Origin of the sequence: Kribbella yunnanensis (assembly GCF_039529655.1) — a bacterium.
Taxonomy (GTDB): domain Bacteria; phylum Actinomycetota; class Actinomycetes; order Propionibacteriales; family Kribbellaceae; genus Kribbella; species Kribbella yunnanensis.
The window spans coordinates 101,963-120,134 of record NZ_BAAANF010000027.1; the positions used below are offsets into that span (position 1 = coordinate 101,963).

General features: G+C 64.4%; 18 protein-coding genes and 2 pseudogenes. 6 read left to right on the forward strand and 14 right to left on the reverse strand.

From position 1 onward, the window contains the following. Nucleotides 1-5 precede the first annotated feature (5 nt). From ABD231_RS38030 to ABD231_RS38045, 4 genes are all read right to left on the reverse strand, one after another. The gene (locus tag ABD231_RS38030; protein WP_344163845.1) at nucleotides 6-881 is read right to left on the reverse strand and encodes a 1-aminocyclopropane-1-carboxylate deaminase/D-cysteine desulfhydrase; all 876 of its coding nucleotides are present in this window, start codon (nucleotides 879-881) and stop codon (nucleotides 6-8) included. A 29-nt stretch (nucleotides 882-910) separates the two neighbouring features. Continuing rightward, complete coding sequence (locus tag ABD231_RS38035; protein WP_344163848.1) at nucleotides 911-1,924, reverse strand: EcsC family protein; 1,014 nt, start codon at nucleotides 1,922-1,924, stop codon at nucleotides 911-913. A gap of 735 nt (nucleotides 1,925-2,659) precedes the next feature. Then, nucleotides 2,660-3,046, reverse strand: a complete 387-nt coding sequence (locus ABD231_RS38040) for a DUF4234 domain-containing protein (RefSeq protein ID WP_344163851.1) — start codon at nucleotides 3,044-3,046, stop codon at nucleotides 2,660-2,662. Nucleotides 3,047-3,210: 164 nt separating this feature from the next. Next, complete coding sequence (locus tag ABD231_RS38045) at nucleotides 3,211-3,681, reverse strand: DUF6326 family protein (RefSeq protein WP_344163854.1); 471 nt, start codon at nucleotides 3,679-3,681, stop codon at nucleotides 3,211-3,213. Between the two features lie 240 nt (nucleotides 3,682-3,921). On the opposite strand from ABD231_RS38045, the pseudogene ABD231_RS38050 reads away from it, so the two are divergent. Next, nucleotides 3,922-4,350 (forward strand): annotated as a pseudogene (locus ABD231_RS38050) (LLM class flavin-dependent oxidoreductase); the annotation flags it as partial. Here the strand turns inward: ABD231_RS38050 and ABD231_RS42295 are convergent. The 6 genes and pseudogenes from ABD231_RS42295 to tgmA all read right to left on the reverse strand — a co-directional run. Then, nucleotides 4,302-4,586: pseudogene (locus tag ABD231_RS42295) on the reverse strand (alpha/beta fold hydrolase); the annotation flags it as partial. The pseudogenes ABD231_RS38050 and ABD231_RS42295 sit on opposite strands and share 49 nt — an antisense overlap. A 250-nt stretch (nucleotides 4,587-4,836) precedes the next feature. Next, nucleotides 4,837-5,349: a methyltransferase domain-containing protein gene (locus ABD231_RS38055; protein WP_344163860.1), complete on the reverse strand. Its 513-nt coding sequence runs from the start codon at nucleotides 5,347-5,349 to the stop codon at nucleotides 4,837-4,839. After that, on the reverse strand, nucleotides 5,342-5,824 hold the full coding sequence (locus ABD231_RS42300; protein ID WP_425554245.1) for a methyltransferase domain-containing protein: 483 nt from the start codon (nucleotides 5,822-5,824) through the stop codon (nucleotides 5,342-5,344). Before ABD231_RS42300 ends, ABD231_RS38055 begins: the two co-directional genes overlap by 8 nt. After that, nucleotides 5,821-6,795: a methyltransferase domain-containing protein gene (locus ABD231_RS38060; RefSeq protein WP_344163861.1), complete on the reverse strand. Its 975-nt coding sequence runs from the start codon at nucleotides 6,793-6,795 to the stop codon at nucleotides 5,821-5,823. Before ABD231_RS38060 ends, ABD231_RS42300 begins: the two co-directional genes overlap by 4 nt. A gap of 179 nt (nucleotides 6,796-6,974) precedes the next feature. Beyond that, nucleotides 6,975-7,907 carry an ATP-grasp ribosomal peptide maturase gene (tgmB, locus tag ABD231_RS38065; RefSeq protein ID WP_344163864.1) on the reverse strand — a complete coding sequence of 311 codons (933 nt, stop codon included), beginning with the start codon at nucleotides 7,905-7,907 and terminating at the stop codon, nucleotides 6,975-6,977. 16 nt (nucleotides 7,908-7,923) lie between these two features. Continuing rightward, the gene (gene tgmA / locus ABD231_RS38070; protein WP_344163867.1) at nucleotides 7,924-8,301 is read right to left on the reverse strand and encodes a putative ATP-grasp-modified RiPP; all 378 of its coding nucleotides are present in this window, start codon (nucleotides 8,299-8,301) and stop codon (nucleotides 7,924-7,926) included. 689 nt (nucleotides 8,302-8,990) lie between these two features. On the opposite strand from tgmA, the gene ABD231_RS38075 reads away from it, so the two are divergent. Both ABD231_RS38075 and ABD231_RS38080 read left to right on the forward strand, forming a co-directional pair. Next, a complete protein-coding gene (locus ABD231_RS38075; RefSeq protein WP_344163871.1) occupies nucleotides 8,991-10,115 on the forward strand; it encodes a helix-turn-helix domain-containing protein in 1,125 nt (374 codons plus the stop codon). Next, complete coding sequence (locus ABD231_RS38080) at nucleotides 10,090-10,704, forward strand: HD domain-containing protein (protein WP_344163875.1); 615 nt, start codon at nucleotides 10,090-10,092, stop codon at nucleotides 10,702-10,704. The genes ABD231_RS38075 and ABD231_RS38080 overlap by 26 nt, the downstream gene beginning before the upstream one ends. A 78-nt stretch (nucleotides 10,705-10,782) precedes the next feature. On the opposite strand, the gene ABD231_RS38085 is transcribed toward ABD231_RS38080, so the two are convergent. The 4 genes from ABD231_RS38085 to ABD231_RS38100 all read right to left on the reverse strand — a co-directional run bounded on the left by ABD231_RS38085 (nucleotide 10,783) and on the right by ABD231_RS38100 (nucleotide 14,703). Further along, on the reverse strand, nucleotides 10,783-11,055 hold the full coding sequence (locus ABD231_RS38085) for a hypothetical protein (RefSeq protein WP_344163878.1): 273 nt from the start codon (nucleotides 11,053-11,055) through the stop codon (nucleotides 10,783-10,785). 90 nt (nucleotides 11,056-11,145) lie between these two features. Further along, a complete protein-coding gene (locus ABD231_RS38090; protein WP_344163881.1) occupies nucleotides 11,146-12,690 on the reverse strand; it encodes a DUF6119 family protein in 1,545 nt (514 codons plus the stop codon). A 94-nt stretch (nucleotides 12,691-12,784) separates the two neighbouring features. Beyond that, the gene (locus ABD231_RS38095; protein WP_344163884.1) at nucleotides 12,785-13,093 is read right to left on the reverse strand and encodes a hypothetical protein; all 309 of its coding nucleotides are present in this window, start codon (nucleotides 13,091-13,093) and stop codon (nucleotides 12,785-12,787) included. A 275-nt stretch (nucleotides 13,094-13,368) separates the two neighbouring features. Then, nucleotides 13,369-14,703: an acyl-CoA dehydrogenase family protein gene (locus ABD231_RS38100; protein ID WP_344163887.1), complete on the reverse strand. Its 1,335-nt coding sequence runs from the start codon at nucleotides 14,701-14,703 to the stop codon at nucleotides 13,369-13,371. A gap of 104 nt (nucleotides 14,704-14,807) precedes the next feature. Here ABD231_RS38100 and ABD231_RS38105 point away from each other — a divergent pair, with 104 nt between their 5' ends. From ABD231_RS38105 to ABD231_RS38115, 3 genes are read left to right on the forward strand one after another with little or no spacing between them, the layout of a single operon-like run. Next, nucleotides 14,808-15,539 carry a TetR/AcrR family transcriptional regulator gene (locus tag ABD231_RS38105; RefSeq protein WP_344163890.1) on the forward strand — a complete coding sequence of 244 codons (732 nt, stop codon included), beginning with the start codon at nucleotides 14,808-14,810 and terminating at the stop codon, nucleotides 15,537-15,539. Further along, nucleotides 15,536-16,813: an acetyl-CoA C-acetyltransferase gene (locus ABD231_RS38110; protein WP_344163893.1), complete on the forward strand. Its 1,278-nt coding sequence runs from the start codon at nucleotides 15,536-15,538 to the stop codon at nucleotides 16,811-16,813. Before ABD231_RS38105 ends, ABD231_RS38110 begins: the two co-directional genes overlap by 4 nt. Nucleotides 16,814-16,824: 11 nt before the next feature. Continuing rightward, nucleotides 16,825-18,171, forward strand: a complete 1,347-nt coding sequence (locus tag ABD231_RS38115) for a 3-oxoacyl-ACP reductase (RefSeq protein WP_344163896.1) — start codon at nucleotides 16,825-16,827, stop codon at nucleotides 18,169-18,171. The last annotated feature ends 1 nt before the right edge of the window (nucleotide 18,172 follow it).

Here is an 18,172-nt window from a genome sequence, read left to right on the forward strand (position 1 = left end):
GTACATCATCTTCGCCTCACATACCCAGTCGAGGCGGACCCGTGCCTCTGCTCGAAGTCGTGGATGAACGCGTCGAGCTCCGGAGTCCGCTTGGCGTACCCACCGAAGTGGTAATCACCCTCGAGCCGCCACGATCCGGTCCGCACGCCGTACACCTGCTTCTGCAACCGGACGATCTCGTCCTCAAGGAACGCACCACCCTTCAGCACCGGAACCCCAATCACCGACTGATGCGACTTCACGCCCGCCGCGATGCCGGCCAGCGTCCCGCCGGTTCCCACCGCGCAGAACACTACGTCGACGGCCGGATCGAGCTCATCCGCCAACTCCGCACACCCGCGAACGGCTTCAGCGTTGCTGCCGCCCTCCGGGATCAGATAGAACTCGCCGAACTCTTCCTGCAGCGCATCGACCACCGCATCCGAGGTCTTCGCCCGGTACGACGTACGGTCCAGATACGTCAGCCGCATCCCGCGGGAGGCGGCGTACCGGAGCGACGGGTTCAGCGGCAGATGTTCCTCACCCCGGATCACGCCGACCGTCTTGAATCCGCAGTACTCCCCCACAGCAGCCGTCGCCCTGATGTGATTCGAGTACGCCCCACCGAAGGTCAGCAGTGTTCCGAACCCCAGCTCGCGGGCGGTGGCGATGTTGTACTTCAGCTTCCGCCACTTGTTGCCGGGCACCTCAGGATGGATCAGGTCTTCCCGTTTCAGGAGGACCCGGACGCGCGCGGCCGTCAGCCGGTCGTCCTCAAGCTCAACAACCGGCGACGGCAACCGAAGCGCCCCGATCAGCCCATCCTCCACACCACCAGGATGACAGCCGCGGGCGATCCACCACATGCCGAAGCTCGAAGCATCACGTGTCGCTGCCACCATGGCGTCGATCACGTACTGATTTCGCTCGGCTATCTGTCCGGCCGATCCCGCTCGGCATCGAGCATCGCCATCACGTCTACGGCACCCTCCCTCGACTCATCGTCGTCCGCAGAGGAGACCGGGGACCCCATCGTCCATTCCTTTGGATCGATTCCATAGATCTCTGACAGAGCCCGGAGCCGGTAGACCGCCTGGGCGCGCCGAAAGGTGCGCTCAGTCAGCCCCGCACTGAGCGCCGCGTTCAACCCAACGCCCACCAACGGAACGGTCTGTGCAAGCTTCTTGTGGGTGAGTCGCAGGCCAAGGAGTTCATAGACTTTGGAGATGGCCTGAACGAACAGGTGCTCGTTCAGCTGCTTCCAGGTAGCTTGGCGCATCATTTCCTGAGTCAAGCGAGACAGCGCCGCCAGAGCTCGGGTCTTTGCACTCACGGACCCGGCCACCCCGAGCGAAAGCACACCCATCGCGAAGAGCTCCTCATCAGGGAGCTGAACGTCGTACCCATAGCGTGTCGCCACCGCGCCGATGGTCCGCCCCATGATGGCCATCGAGGCCACTGCGTCGGCAGCGACCGCACCGATCGCGACCACCGCAGTCGTCCCCGCAGTAACAGTCGTAGCCACCTCTGCGCCAGTGACAGCCAGAGCGGTCGCGGCGCCCTGACCAGCGGAGCCCAGGGTATAGCCCAACTTCGGCGGCAGCATCGCGTCGCGATCCTTCAGCGGCAACGCTCGGATCTGCTCGTAGCTGACCACCTGCGGATGTCTCTTGGCATAGCGCTTCGCAATCGACCCAGGTCGCGTGCTGCGCAGCGCAGGCTGGAAGGTCAATGCCAGCGTTCCCTCGAACACTCGCTCCGCGATCCCCCGCGCAGCATCAGCCCCGGGAAGCTCGACAACCTTGCCACCGACCCAGGAAGCAGCCGACGACACCCGTTCACGCAGCTTCTTCGGGACCGTCACGCGGCTTCCCGATTCGTGCAGCACAGCAAGCGAGTGCTTCCAGGCAGCCTGCTCGTACGGCGGCATGTCCTCAAAACCCATAGTGCCCCTTCGTCTCGCGCACACTGAGCAACGTTGACCAGGCTTGCGTGCTGCGCCCTTGTGCAGAACGTCCGCCAACGCCCCACTGATCGGCAGCCCGGCCGCTACTCGATCCAAGCCCACTAGGTCGACTGTCGGTCCGGGCCGTCGGCAAACCGGAGTATGGCGGCAGCAGCCTCGATCGCGACGCCGGGATCACCGGCGTAAACGAAGACGGCTTCGTCTTTCGAACCAGAAGTGGCACCTGGGAGGCCTTTTGCATAGTCGCGAGCTTGAACCGTCGCAACGGCCAGCGAGCCGCTCCGCTGGAACAGACTGATCGTCTTCCTGCCGGTGTAGAACCATCGAATGTAGGTGCTCTTCGGGGGCCACCGAGGGCCGCCAGCCCATGGCCACCAGCGCATCGTGCACTTCACGAGCGTTGGACAACCCGGAGTACCGCTCGAAGCGAACCAACATCGATTCCACTGCGTCACTGGGATCCCGTCTGACACCACGCGCTTCGAACTCCTCCTCGAACCTGTCGACGATAGCCTCCTGAGCGGCGGGCCCACACGCTGGCGAGTGTCGTAACCACTCCCGCGGTTCCCGCCAGCGCTCGCTCGACACGGGGCACGGCCGGCGGGCGCGATACCTCGGGGGCCACCGTTGAGTCGGCACTCACAGAAGATTCTCCATACGTCTCAAGGTTCTCCGCCGCCCAGCCCGCGGACGGCGAAGGAGCCTCATCGTGGATCAGGCGAACAGATTGACCTGTGCACCGACCGGTGTGGCGCCGTAAGAGGCGGTGATCTTGTTCAGCTCGGACTGGTAATACAAGGTGCCGAGACCGAACACGAACATCAGCAACAGACCGACGCCTGGACTGCAGGTCACCGGGATGCCTGCCGAGCGCTGGCTGTTCGCGATTCGCCGACCAGTGCCGAAGTACGACACCAGTGGTGCCACAAAAGTCCATCCCAGCAGCAACAACACCAACATCGGTCCAGCTACCGGAACGACGCGGCGCCGATCAAGCTGCGCCATCTCGGCGTGAATCTTGTAGTACCAGACGAGGTGGTAGATGCCCAAGGTGATCAGGGGCAGCCCGATCCAGACCCCGACGGGATTACGGGTCTTCATTTGCAGGCCTGTGGCCACCGGCAGTCCGACGCGTCCGGGCACGACCATTTCTTGCGACATAGCTCTCCCCCACCATCCTGGTGGCAAGTTCCCCCCTGCCACCATCTGCGTTGCTGCGTCTATCGCGGCGGAGTCACCGAGCGTTACATCGACTGCTGTTGGGTTTACGCTCGCTGCTGGGCGCGTGCGGTCTCACGGTCCAGGCTCGTCGCCGACGATGCGGTGCGGGGCCAGGTCCAGGCGAGTCGAATGATGAGGGCGAGAAGGGCCAGTTCCAAGACGATGCCGAGGCCGTAGAAGAACAGCCACGACTCGCTCAGCGCATTGAATGCCGTGACGGGGATGTAGAGCGCAGCCACGATGAGGTTCGTGATGCGGTTCGCCCTGGCGGGCAGCGTCGCCGACAGCACGACCATGAGGGTCGGAATCCCCACGAGGGTCAGCGCCGCGGTCGAAAAGGTCTGGGAGAGGTCGAACTCGAAGACCTTGCCGTCGAGGATGTCTTGGACGACGCCGGGCGTGTAGAAGTTCAGAATGTCCACGTAGGCGTAGAAGAACATGAAGCTCGTCCACGTCGCGGCGAGCTTGGCTCGCACCGAGATCGGCTGGTCCTGCAGTGTGGCACGTGCACTCATCATGGGCTCCGTTATGTGATGAAGATCGGTAGCTCCACCATCGCCGAGCCCCAGCGGCCGACACCTCGGCCCGAAGGTTGGAGTTGACCTGGCCAATGGCACGGCCCGTCCCTCGTACTTTCGGCCGGTACGCGCTGGTTCTGGTCACAGATGAGGGGCGTGTTCTGTCTTCACGGTTGTCAATGACGGCTCGTGGAGGAGGAACAGGTGGACGTGGTTCTTGGGGTGTCGACGACAGCGGTGGCGGAGGTGCGGGCCGCGGCGGTGGCAGCCGATCGGGCTGGGCTGGATCTGATCGGGATCCAGGATGAGCCGTACTTCGGGCATCTGGTGGACGCGTTCGCGTTGATTGCTGATCTGCTGACCAGGACCGAGCGGATTCAGGTGTTTCCCGATGTGGTGCCGTTGCCGTTGCGGCCGGCGGCGGGGTTGGCGCGCACGGCCAGCTCGTTGAGTTTGCTGTCGGGTGGGCGGTTTCAGCTGGGGTTGGGGGCTGGCGGGGTCTGGGACGCGATGACTTCGATGGGGGTCGAGCGACTCGCGCCCGCACAGTCGTTGGCTGCGCTGGAAGAAGCAATCGCACTGCTGCGGCAGTTGTGGAGAGCGGACGCGGAGGTGACGGCCGACGGTGACTGGTACGCCGTGGCATCCACCAGCACCATGCCAGCCACAGAGTCGGGCCAGCGTCGCGCAAACGCATCGGCAACCAACCCGCCGATCGAGTGCCCAACAAGAACCCAGGGACGCGGCACGTTCACCACTTCGAGCAGCTTCAACAACTGCGCTGCGCCCCACACAACCGGTCGTTCCTCGGAAACAACGTCCACAGGAAGCGCACCCGAGGCGCCGCATCCTGCACGGTCGTAGACGAAAGTCGCCGTACCCGAAGGCAGTCGGTCGACCACGCCGTCCCACGTCGCTCCGGGCTCCCCCAACCCAGAGATGAAGACCAGGCATGGTCCGCCACCAGGCTAATATGCGTAGGCAAGCTCCACACCGTCGATCACGCAACTGCTGGCATTGCTCATATCCATCTCAAGTCTCATCTACGGGAGGTCCGGCAGTTGCCAGGAGGCGTCTGTACCATTGAGACGCACGTGCTGGGCCTCGACCTCGATGGACAAGCTGAACTGCTCGCGCGACGGCCGACCATAGTCAGTCCACTGCCGATGAGCCACCCCGAGGAGATCCCAAATCATCTGCGGTCCGCCCTGCGACACCCCCCTTGTCAATCCGTGCCCACGATCCGTCCGGAACAGTGAAGATCGCGATGCCGCTGTCGGCCAGCTTCGTCAGGAAGCGGAGACCCGGTACGGCCAGAGCCTGTACGAAGCGGAAGTCGCCGTCGAACCAGATCGACTCGTCCAGCTCGGTCGACCGCGCCGTCGCGACAGCAGACGTGATCTCAGCGATCTGCTTACCCAGATCGGCCGGCTGCGGCGTCGGCCGCAACGGCATGAAGAACGCTGGCCCCGGGAGGAAGCGTCCAGTCCCCTGATGACCAGCATCGACATCGATCACGGCAATCCCTGTGGCGATCGGCGTCACGATGCACCCGCCGACTTGGGTCTGCTCAATCCACGCTTGCGGCACCCGATTCGGCGCACAGGTCGCGATGATGCGGTCGTACGGCGCTCCGCCGGCCCACCCCTGCGCTCCGTCACCCACGCCAAGTGCTGGATGGAACCCAAGCCCGGCCAGATGCTCGCTCGCAGCACCGACAAGGTCCCCCCGCGATATCGACACTCACGACATTGCCGTCACCAAGCCGGTGGCACAGCAAGGCAGCGTTGTAGCCGGTCCCGGTCCCGATCTCAAGAATCCGATGCCCGTCTGCCGGATCGAGCGCTTCCAGCATGACGGCCATCAGGCTAGGCACCGTGCTCGACGACTTCACATCCGGCGAAACAACCAACAGCTGATCACCGTAAACACCTTCAAGCCACTCGCCAGGACTGCTCGCATCGACAGCCTCTTGCTCGCTAGGTGTCTGACGATAGAAGGTCGGTACAAAGACATGCCGTGGAACCTCAGCAACGGCAGCCCGCCACCCGTCCGACGGCAACACCCCACCAGACACCAGCTCGCCGACCAGTTGACGCCGCAACTTCTCAGCCCTGTCTTCATCAGATGCCGCACTCACTCAACCGCGCCCTTCTCCAGAACGGCTGTCAACGCAGCGCCGGGTAGAACCACAGTGAGCCGTCCTGCAGCGTTGACGACGACTTTCCACGTGGGCATCTCGGGTTTGCCCGCAGCGGCCCACGCCGCAAAGGCGCGCTCTACCTGAACCCAGAGGTCTTCCACTCCCCCGTAGTGGACAACCAGGTCCTCCACGTATGCCCAAGACTCCGCCCGTCGCCCATTGAGTCCAGCCGTTCCCTCTCCGACCCACCACGAAATCTCGGGCGACTGTCTCCAGAAGTAGAGACCAAAGGCCTCGCTGTCGAAGACCGACGCGGGCACAGCAGTCGGCCGCGCTTCAATCGACTCGGCTCGCCGCTCGTGCTCGTCCGCAGTGAACTCCGGCATGACCTCGCCGATGTCAGCGAGTTCCGGCGTCACCCGCGCACTCATAAAGAAGCCCCGCGCAGGCATCAGGACACCGGTCGCAGTCTGCCCGTCGTCAGAGACCGTGAGCTTCGCCCACGCACCAAGAATGCTGTTCGCCGGAGACCGCAGGTCAGTCAAGATCACGCCACCCGGCTTGCTCCACCGGATCCAGTCGGCAGGGATCTCGGCCACCGCATGCGTCGCGAGGATTCGGTCGTACGTCGCAGGCTGCGGATCGAACGAGGGCTGATAGCCAAGTCCCGCCAACCGGTCCTTGGCCTGAGCAACCAATTCCTGGTCGATGTCGAGCGTAGTGACCGCATCGTCTCCCAGCAGGTGGCACAGGATCGCGGCGTTGTAACCAGTTCCAGTCCCGATCTCCAGAACCCTCATACCCGGCTTGATGCCAAGTTCCTCGATCATGTCCGCCATCAACGCGGGCATCGACGACGATGATGTAAGTCCCTCCGCGCCGGATTGCCCAGCGATCGGCTTCACCTGCGTCACCAGCACCGAGTTCGAGTACACGGTAGACAACCAGTCAGGCTGCGCCGCATCCACGACACCGGCAACGACATCCCGCCCATCCGAGTCGCTCTCAAGCCGATAGAAGGCAGGCACCAGGACATGCCGCGGTACCGACGCGAACGCCCTGGCGAGAGCCTCATCGCGGAGATACCCATCCGCCTGAATCTCTCCCACCATCGCTGCGGCGAGAGCCCGCCAACTTGACTGCTCAGTCACTTGATCTCCAGGAGGTCGGCGAGAGCAGCGGTCATCGGCAACCCCGTCTCCAACTCGAGCCAATGCCACTGTCCACCCGTGTTGCACTCGTACCAAGCCCAGCCCTTGTCGTCCTCACGGATACCAAAGTCGAAGGCTCCGAACATCAGGCCGAAGTGTTCCAGGTACCGATGACACGCATCGATCACTCTCGTCGGTGTGTCGACGACGGTGTACTTCACCGAGTCGTAGTCCCGCCGCCAGTCCAAGTGCGGTGAGTCGATCCGCACGCTGAACACCTGGTTCCCGATGACGGTGGTTCTGACATCAGCTACCTTCTTCACCCGAGCCTGGAACAAATGCAACGTACTCCGAACGCCTTCGTCCAGCTCAGCCGCATCAACCTCGCCAACCCAAATGACGGACGGCGTTCCATCCGGTGCATGCAACTCGCTGTTATGAAGTGGCTTGTACACGACCGCACCATGCGCTTTCGCAAAGGTCCGTGCCTCGTCGAGGCTGTTGGTGACCAGCGTCGGAGGTACGTCGAAACCGACAACGCCCGCGACGCTCAGCTGCGTCGGCTTGAAGTCGGCCTCCAGCGAACGCCACAAATGATTCACCCATCGACAGCGGATGCTGCCCAGCACACCGCCCATCCCATGCCGTGCCTGATCTGTCGCGAACCGGCCGTCGTGATCGCTAAGCATCTTAGGTGCCGTGTACGGCGATGGCCGGCGGTAGTAGACCGATCGCACCGCGCCAAGGTCCATCTCCCGCGTCGGCGTACGCAACCGGCTCGGCACGCCATCACCGTAGTGCGCCCCCAACTCAACATCACCGATCAGAACCCCAGCCGGATCCAGCCGAACCACCGGTACGTCGCGTGCGTTCAACTCGTCAATCACCACATCCGAAGTCGGGTCATCGATCCCCGTCAGTACCACCACCGGCCTGTCCACCCCATCAGTCCGGAACGTAGGTCAGGACTTTGGTGTCGTCCGGCGAGTTCTGCTTCTGGCCGTCACTACCACTCGTCGGATTGCTCGTGAATGTCGCCCGACTCGTACCGTGCTTCGGCGGCCCAGCGTGCACCGGCTCCCCGCCCGCATCCCTGTAGACCGTGACTTGAGTCAGCCCGTCGATCTCCATCGACGCAGGAGCTACGCCATCATCTGGTTCCTCAACCGGCGAGACCCGCGTAACTCCCCACGGGCGTACAGCTGCGCTTGTCGTCATTCTTGCCCCTCTTCTCAGTCGCGCTGACTTGCTGTTTGTCATTCGTCGAGCCACTCCGTGTCGACCGCATCCCGGTGCGGGCCCTGGTGGTATCCGAGAAGGCATGGAGCGCCGGTCTGAGGGTTCCTGCCGTCACACTCCATTTCCTGCCCCGGTTGGACCTGCGCAGGCTCCCGCTTGCCGAGGGCATCCGATGCGCGTCGGCCGGGGCCGTACCCACGTTCGGATCCAACTCCGTTTGGAAACGGCTGGCGCAGACCGGACTCGTCTCGCAGTCCGCGCCAGCCGGGCACTCGGGCCCCTGCCTGAATGCTGTGCGACGTACAGGGAGTCGCATCGCTCAGGCAGGGACGAACAATGCAGGACGGGCACTCCGCAGCGGTCGCTCCGCGCGGCAGACAGGATCTCGTGCCGATTCCACTAACTCTTGGACAGATCGATCGCGACGGTGCGAGCGCAACTCGCTCACCGAGATCGGCAGCTCGTTTGGGGGCGGGCAGGACCGACGCCATCTCTGATGTGTCAGCGGGTTCGTTCGTCACACGCAGGCTCGCGAAGCGCTGACGCATAACTAGCTCGAATTCGGCAGCGTTCATCGGGTCAGTCAGGTGATTGACGACGAGGTGCTGGCCGAGCCAGACACAGACACTCCGCGTCAAGTCGGACTGCGGCTCAACGACATCACCAAGGCGTGTGGACATGCGTCAACGATCACGGAAAGCTGAACTATGCTGAACTGACTGTGAGTGCGGGTTTCCGCGTTGTTCGCGAGCGGAGAGGGTTGAGCGCAGGCGATGACGCCATCCGATAGTCAGACCGGGATGCGGGGTTGGGTGACTCCTGGCTCTGAGATCGGAGTGGTTTCAGGGTTTGTCCTGAAAATGATCCGCGGATCAGTCACGCTCACCCAAGCCGATCTTGCAGAACGCCTCTGCGTTGATATCAGCACCGTTCAAGGCTGGGAAACCGGCAAGCGACCCCTCACCGCGCTGCGCGCCGCCGACCTTTTACGTCTCAAAACGCGCCTCATCACCCTCGGCGCAGCTCCATCGGTGGTGGTCACCCTCCAGGACGCAGTCGAGGCCGACGGCATCTTGTCGATGGCGATTTCAGCCGGCGACCGTCCAGTCGGCGCCGATATGAACCCACTCGGCGCAGCAGTCCATCGACGCAGCCTCGTCAACATGATCACCTGGCCGTTCACCGGCATCTCACCTCTACCTTTGCGCGAGCTGTCCCAGGCCCCCGGTCGAGGCCCGGTCGCCAAACGGCCAACCTTGGCCCACACAGATCAGACACGCTTCTTCGACCATCTGCTGGCCACCGTCGGGAACCGCGACGCTGTCTGCTCCCCCGTACTCCGGCGACAGGCGATGTACCTCCTGGGATTCGATCATCGGCCTACATCCACCCAATGGCTGGCTGCAGAGCATGAGCGGGCGTTTAAGGTTGCCACCCCGACCACGGACCTTCCTGGCGGTATCGCAGCACGGTCCGCCACTCTGGCATTGGCGCGTCGCGGCGACAGCGAGCCTCTTCGTCACTTCATCAAGACCACTCTGAGCAGCGAACAGCACGCCGCCGCCAACCTGGCCTACTGGGCGTACTGGCTGGGCGAGATTAACGAGCTTTATGCTGACGACACCTACCTCATCGCAGCCGCCGACGACCACACCTGGTCCGGCAGCCGAGTCGCGACCCACCTACTGGCGCATCTAGACAATCCGGTCCACAGCCCCATCAACATCAACAGCATGTGGACCCTTGTCCTCGCCAAACCAGACCTCCTCAAACGACACCACAACCTGCGGGCGCAGACTCAAAAGCGCGTCGAGCAAGCCCTGGACGCGGGGTTCACCGGTCAGACCAGAGACGAGTTGATTAACCTGCGATGTGCAGTACAACTCGCTGACCGCTGACGAAGGGACCCCCGTGGCCGACGACATCACCGACAAGGACGCCGCAGGCACCATCGCCTTCGCCTACGAAATGGGCGTCCTCAAACGCCTCCGCCGAGCCGGCTGGTGGCACGCCGGCGTCCGCGACCCCGAATCAGTCGCCGAACACAGCCTCCGCGTAGCCCAACTCGCAGCCCTCATCGCCGCCGAAGAAGGCGCCGACCCGGCCCGTGCCGCCTACCTAGGCATGTGGCACGACTCCCAAGAAACCCGCATCGGCGACATCCCCCACAGCGCCCGCCCCTACGTCGAGGTCGCCTCCAACGAACGCATCACCGAAGACCAGGTCGCTGGCCTCCCCGACAACGCCGCCAAGAGCATCCGCGAAGCAGTAACCGAATACGAAGCCCAAGACAGCCTCGAAGCCCGCTGCGCCAAAGACGCGGACCGTCTCGAATGCCTCATGCAAGCCGTCGAATACCGAGAGTACGGCTACACCCGAGTAGACGGCTGGATCGAATCCTCCCGAGCGAAGATCCAAACCCCCTTCGGAAAACGCCTCGCCGAGGCGGCTCTTTCCGTCTCACCCCTCGCCTGGCGGAATCGGTAGCAAGCAGTTAGCCCAGCTCCCAAGACAGTCGACCACGACGTCGCTCGGCGACCCGAACGCGGTCGATTCGCGATCACGTCAACCACGGGTCATTCGACGGGCGCGGCTGCGCTCGGGCTCCGGGCGACAACTGGTGGCACCTTCGGCCGGCGGGACCACGCCCAGCCGCGGGTTGTTGGTCGCGCGCGGCAGCGCGCTGATGGCGGCGATAGCCGGCCGGGAAAGTAGGACAGCACTCGGGTGGGTACAGATGGCTCGGGCGATGACGAGGCGCTGGATTTCTGAGGTGCCTTCGAAGATTGTGTAGACCTTGGGTCGGCTCGGTTCGTCCTGCCGCGGAGTGCTGCTCATCGTCGTCGGCCTTCACTAGGTCCACGTCGATCGTCCGCCTCCACACTCCGCGCCAGCAGAGTTCCTCACTCCGTACACGAGCCAAAGGGCCTAGTCAGTCGGCTCGGCAGCCTTCTTCTTCACGTGAATCTTGTGTGACAGCTTGAGCACCGGGATCTTCCCGGCCTCACGGCAGCGACGAGCCCACGCTTCAATCTTCTGCTTGAAGATGATGGAGCCGGAATCCGCCACACTGGGCATTGGTTTCGCGGCCCGATAGCCGAACCAGAGGCAGTACCGCCGGAAGGCCGGAGCCGTGCCTAAGTATCCACCTGTGCTGATCAAATCCAGGACGTTGGTCGCCTGGTCGACGACATAGTTCAGCTTCTGTGGCGTGCCAAACTTCACGGCGTACACGGTGTCACCGCGCTGGAGATCCCAGGCCTCGACCGGCGTACCACTCTTCACCTTCAGGATGTCGAAGTTCTTGTCGGCGACTATGTATCCGTGCTTCTTCAGGTCCTTGTTGAAGTCGCCTTCTTCGGACGTCGTAGCCTCCAGCCCGGCCTCGGTCGGCTCGACCTCGATACCCCGGATGGCGTCGTCCAGCGCCTCCAGGTAGTCCTGGTTGAACTTGAGCCACTTCCCGCCGCGCAACACGACGTGGTCGTCGTCCGAGATGAAGTCCACGGCTTCCTTGATGGACTGCGTGAAGTCGGGCTCACCTTCGCGATGATGCTTGATCTTCAGCTGGAGGACCTTGTCTCGTGGAACACCTCGGGCCTTGAGGTAGTCCTTAATAGTCTTCATCGTCAGCTGCTCGACCTCGATCTTCGCATAGTGACCGCACCGGACCGTGAAGCTGCCGACACTGCTGAAGACGAAATCGACCCCGAACAGATCGAACGTGTCGACCGCGATATCGGAGACGCCGACCGGAGACAGCAGCTCGTCGATCAGCTTCTCGTCATACTTCGCGATCTCGCCCTCTTCCTTCAGCTCCAGTGTCCGGGGCAGCTTGAAACGAGGCGAGACATCCAACTCGGTCTCGATCTGCGACAGGAACGAGCCGATCTGATGAGGACCGATGTCGGGTGTGAGCAGGCAAGAAGTGCCGAATTTGCCGCTGGGCCCGAAGGTGGCGATTTTGCCAGCGACTACTCGGCACTGAAGGAAGTCGACAGAACTCCCCGGCGGAATACTGAGTTTCGACTGGCCGATGTAGCTCTGGATGTCCCGCTTGCGCTTGCCCTGGTAGCGGCGGGATGCAGTCTGGGTGACGTCGTCCTCGTCGGCGATTCGTTTCGCGAGCTCGACTCCGAAGTCGTAATCACAATGCGGCCTGATGTGAAAGTGCGCCTTACCGAAACTGATCGCGTAGGCCGATGTCTCGTCAGCGAGGACCATCGCGCCGAAGTAGTTCCGATTCAGGTAGGTTCCGTCGCCGATGAACTCCGCGAACGTCTGTACCCATGGGACCGGACTCAGCTTGGGCTCCGTGGAGAAGTAGAACTCTCCCGTCCATTTGCCCAAGGTCACGGCGTTGGTTTGCACGAGTTTGGCGGAGTCGAGCGCTTCGCGAAGCGGCGCCAGCTGGTCGAGTGGAATTTTGAAGATGTTGAGCTTCACGTGTGCCCCCAATTCGGGCAGTGTCACACCTGGCTCACCACGGATGGTCCGCGGTGAGTTCCCCCCAGATGACCTGCCTGAACCAGCAAGGATGCCGTGGTCACTCTGTGTTGCCAAGCCCTCAGGGCAACAGAACGTCACCGCGTGGACGACGCGGCGTGGGCGGTACGGCGGGGTCGTAGCCGAAGCGGATGACGGCTTGGGGGCGATGCCACTGGCCGAGCGGGTCGTTTATGAGCCAGTGCAGGTGGGAGTGCTCGCTGACCTGGTCGAGCAGCGAGGTGGAGACGTTCTGGGTGCTGGCTTCGAGGATGACGCGTTCTACCACCTGGCCGACGAGCGCCGCATCGAGAGAGCCGTCGGAGAGGGTGCTCAGGATGGCGAGTTGGGGATCGGCCTCGAAGGTGAGCGTCGGCGACGTGGCTGCCATGTCGCAGACCACGGCGTCGCATTGAGGGTCGCGTGGGCTAAGGGCCGAGGTGGGGATGTAACGGACGGGAGGACGACACCGGCCGACTTGACCACGGTTGGTACGGGACCACGCCAGGCACGGGTCGTTGGTTGCGCGCGGTAGCGCGCTGGTGCCGGCGGTAGCCGGCTGGGGGAAGTACGGCGGTAGCCGGGGGTGGGTGGGGGCACGCGGAGCGGGCGCGGTGAGGAGCGTCGCGACGAACGGAGCGGCCGGTCCGCGTGCGGGGGCTGTACCTACCTGATGCGCATGCCGGAGATGGCTCGGGCGATGACCAGTCGCTGGATTTCCGACGTACCTTCGAAGATCGTGTAGATCTTGGCGTCTCGGTGCATGCGTTCTACTGGGTACTCGCGGGTGTAGCCGTTGCCGCCGAGGATTTGGATGGCTTCTTCGGTGACTTTGACGGCTACTTCGCCGGCCTTCAACTTGGCCATGGAGCCTTCGCCGTGGCGGTAGTCGGGGGTTTCGCCTCGCATGAGGGCTGCTGACATGTTGGCGGCTCGCCAGACCAACAACCTAGCTGCGTCGATTTCCATGGCCATGTCGGCGAGTTTGAAGGCGATGCCTTGGTTGTCGATGATGGGGCGGCCGAACTGTTCGCGGCCTTTGGCGTAGTCGAGGGCGAACTCGTAGGCGGCGCGGGCGATGCCTACTGCTTGGGCGCCGACGATGTGGCGGGTCATTTCGAAGGTGGCCATGGAGGCGTTGCGGACCTTCGCCGAGCTGGGATCCGAGGCAGCGGCGCGGGCGCGCGCCAGGCGTTCGTCGAGCTTTTCCTTGCCGCCTAGGACGTTGGCGGCGGGGATGCGGACGTTATCGAAGAAGACGTCGGCGGTGTGGGAGGCGCGGAGGCCGTGCTTGCGGAGCTTGGTGCCTTGCTCCAGGCCGGTTACCTCGGACTTCGGTACGACGAACGCGGCCTGGCCCTTGGTGCCCAGGGCGGGGTCGACGGTGGCTACTACGACGTGGATGTCGGCGATGCCGCCGTTCGTGGCCCAGGCCTTCTGGCCGTTGATGACCCACTCGGAGGTTTTTTCGTCGTACGTCGCTCTGGTGCGGATCGCGGAGACGTCGGAGCCGGCGCCTGGCTCGGAGGAGCAGAAGGCGGCGACCTTAACGTCGTCCGGAGTGCCGTAGCAGCGGGCCATCCATTGGGACCACTGTTCGGGGGTGCCGTTGGAGAAGATGGCGGAGGAGGCCAGGCCGGTGCCCTTCAACGACATGCCGATGCCGGCGTCGCCCCAGAAGAGTTCTTCGTGGACGAGTGGCATCAGCAGGCCGGACGGGTCGACGAAGAGGTTGATGTTCATGTCGAGGCCGTAGAGGCCGATCTTGGCGGCTTCCTGGATGACCGGCCAGGGGGTGGTTTCGCGCTCGTCCCATTCGGCGGCGGCGGGGCGCATCACGTCGGCGGCGAAGGCGTGGGTCCAGTCGCGGATCTCGCGTTGTTCGTCGTTCAGGGCGAACGAGAAGGGGCTCCAGCCTGGCTTGGACCGCTCGGCGCCTAGCTCGCCGGCCAGACTCATCACGTCGGTGGAGACGGCGGGCTTGGGGTCGGTCATCGTCATCAACATCCTCCGGCATACAAAACAGGGGTACCGAGAAGCATATGTTACCGATGAGTGTAACCGTCGTTTGCACCAAGGGGTACCGGTATGGCTAAGATCGTGGCATGAGCTCCGCGTTGCTCGCGCTCGGACGCCGCCGGACCACGGCGGAGCGTCGGCGCGACCGCGAGCGGGACATCATTCGGGCGACCCGGGAGTTGTTCGACGAGCGGGGCACGATCGACGCTCAGATCGACGATATCGCCAAGCGGGTCGGGATCAACAAGGCGCTGATCTACCGGCACTTCGCCGGCAAGGAGGAGCTGTTCGCGCTCACCCTGGTCGACTACCTCGGCGAGCTGGACGACCGGCTCGGCGCGGTCGACAACCCGCGGCGGGCGCCGCTCAACCGGCTCAAGGCGCTGAGTGAGGTGTTCGTCGACTTCTGTCTCGAATTCCCGGCCTTCACCGATTGCGCGATGAGCCTGCTGCGCAGGACCGGTGAGGAGTTGTTCGGCGAGATCACCGAGCCGGTGATGATCACCCTCGGTACGGCGATGGCCGCGGCCCTTGGCCGGATAGCCGTCGTACTGGAAGCGGGCCAGCGGACGGGTGCCTTCGCGAAGGCGGACACCGCTTACCTGGCCAATCATCTGTACACGCAGACGCTCGGGTCGTTGCACATGGCAAGGGTCGGGCTGATCGTGTCGAGCGGGAAGCCGGGGCATCCGGTGGTGCATCATGCCGAGGTGGCGACGGTGCGGGCGACCGCGATCACCGCGACATTGGCGACGGCAGTGGGGCGCTTCGCCTACGAAGGTCCGAAGAAAGCACGGAGAGCAGGAGACAGATCATGACCGAGCCCCGCAGAGTGGCTGTCGTCGCCGGCAACCGGATCCCGTTCGCGCGCCAGGACAAGACGTACCGGCACTCGTCGAACTCCGACATGCTGACCGCCGCGATCAACGGACTGGTCGACCGGACCGGGCTCGGTGGGCAGGAGGTCGGTGAGGTGGTCGCCGGTGCGGTGCTCAAGCACGCCCGCGACTGGAACATGGTGCGCGAGGTCGTGCTCGGATCGAAGCTCGCCGCGACCACTCCGGCGTACGACATCCAGCAGGCGTGTGGCACCGGGCTCGAGGCCGCAATCCTGGTCGGCAACAAGATCGCGCTCGGGCAGATCGACGCCGGGATCGCGGGTGGGGTCGACACCGCGTCCGACGCGCCGATCGCGGTCAACGACAAGCTGCGCAACATCCTGCTCGATCTGAACCGGGCCAAGAGCTTCCAGGATCGGTTGAAGGTGCTTGCCCGGGTCCGCCCGAAGGACGTCGTACCGGAGATCCCGCGGAACGCCGAGCCGCGCACGCGCAAGTCGATGGGCGACCACGCCGCGCTGACAGCGCTGGAGTGGGGCATCACCCGCGAGGCGCAGGACGAGCTCGCGTATCGGTCCCACGTGAACCTGGCGGCGTCGTACGACCGCGGTTTCCAGCAGGACCTGATCACGCCGTACCTCGGTCTCGAGAAAGACCAGAACCTCCGCCCGGACACCACGATCGAGAAGCTGGCCAGGCTCAAGCCTGTGTTCGGCAAGGGCGAGACCGCGACCATGACGGCCGGCAACTCGACACCGCTGACCGACGGGGCGTCCGCCGTACTGCTGAGCACGGACGAGTGGGCCGAGGAGCACGGCCTGCGTCCGCTCGCGTACCTGACGCACTCGCAGACCGCGGCGGTCGACTATGTGAAGGGTGCCGAGGGGTTGCTGATGGCTCCCGCGTACGCCGTGCCGCGGATGCTCGCCAGGGCCGGGCTCACGTTGCAGGACTTCGACTACTACGAGATCCACGAGGCGTTCGCCTCCCAGGTGCTGTCGACGCTGAAGGCGTGGGAGGATCCGATCTTCTGCAAGGAGCGGCTCGGCCTCGACGCCCCGCTGGGCGAGATCGACCGTGCCAAGCTGAACGTGAACGGCAGCTCACTCGCCGCGGGCCACCCGTTCGCGGCGACCGGTGGGCGGATCGTCGCCGCACTGGCCAAGCAACTCGACGAGAACGGCGGTGGCCGTGGCCTGATCTCGATCTGCGCCGCGGGCGGCCAGGGTGTCGTCGCCATCCTCGAGAAGTAGGAGAGCAACCCATGACGGATCGCTACCAGACCTTCACCCGGACCCCGCTCGGCCAGACCCTGGTGAAGAACCTCGGGCTGCCCGACCCGGTGCCGCTGCAGCGCTGGACCGAGGGTTCGCGCGTCATCGACGGTTCGGTGGTGTTCGGCGCGATCGGTGAAACCGAGGCCGGCAAGGCGATCCAGGCCTTGCTGCGCGACATCGGGGCCTCCTTCAGTACGGCGACCGAAGGCGTGGCGTCGAGTCAGATCCGCCCGAAGGCACTGGTCTTCGACGCGACCGGCGCCGTCTCGACCGCCGACCTGACCAGCCTCCAGCGCTTCTTCTCCCCCGTCATCCGCCAGCTCGCACCGGCCGGCCGTGTGATCGTGGTCGGCCGGACGCCCGAGCTCGCGACGTCCACCGAGCAGCACATCGCGCAGCGCGCGCTCGAGGGGTTCACCCGCTCGCTCGGCAAAGAGGTCAAGCGCGGCGCGACGGTCAACCTCGTGTACGTCGCTCCTGATGCGCACGAGCAGCTGGATTCGACCCTGCGCTTCTTCCTCTCCCCCAAGTCCGCGTACGTCGACGGTCAGGTCGCCCGGGTTGGGACCGGTCCCCTGGTTGGCAACGACCCGGATCGCCCGCTGGCCGGCAAGGTCGCCCTGGTGACCGGAGCGGCCCGTGGCATCGGGGCAGCGATCGCCGACACGCTCGCCCGGGACGGCGCAACCATCCTCGGGGTCGACGTCGCGCAGAACGCGGACCCCCTGCGCAAGGTGATGACGCGGCTCGGCGGATCCGAGCTCTTGCTCGACGTGACCTCGGTCGACGCCGCGCAGCGGATCGCCGCACACGCCCAGGAGCAGTACGCCGGTCTCGACATCGTCGTGCACAACGCCGGGATCACGCGGGACAAGCGGCTGGCGAACATGCGCACCGACACGTGGGACGCCGTACTGGATGTGAACCTGCGCGCTCCCGAGCGGATCACCGAGCACTTGGTCGAGAGCGGCACGATCCGGGCGGGCGGCTCCATCATCGGGGTCGCGAGTATCGCCGGTATCGCGGGCAACAACGGTCAGACGAACTACGCGACGTCGAAGGCCGGCGTGATCGGGCTCGTGCAGGCGCTCGCGCCGAAGCTGGCCGAGAAGCAGATCCGGATCAACGCGGTCGCGCCTGGGTTCATCGAGACCGAGATGACCGCGAAGGTGCCGTTCACGATTCGCGAGGTCGGCCGCCGGATCAACTCGCTGCAGCAGGGCGGGCTGCCGATCGATGTGGCCGAGACGATCGCCTGGTTCGCCGATCCGGCCTCGGCCGGTGTCACCGGCAACGTGATCCGGGTCTGCGGCCAGAGCATGCTGGGCGCCTGAC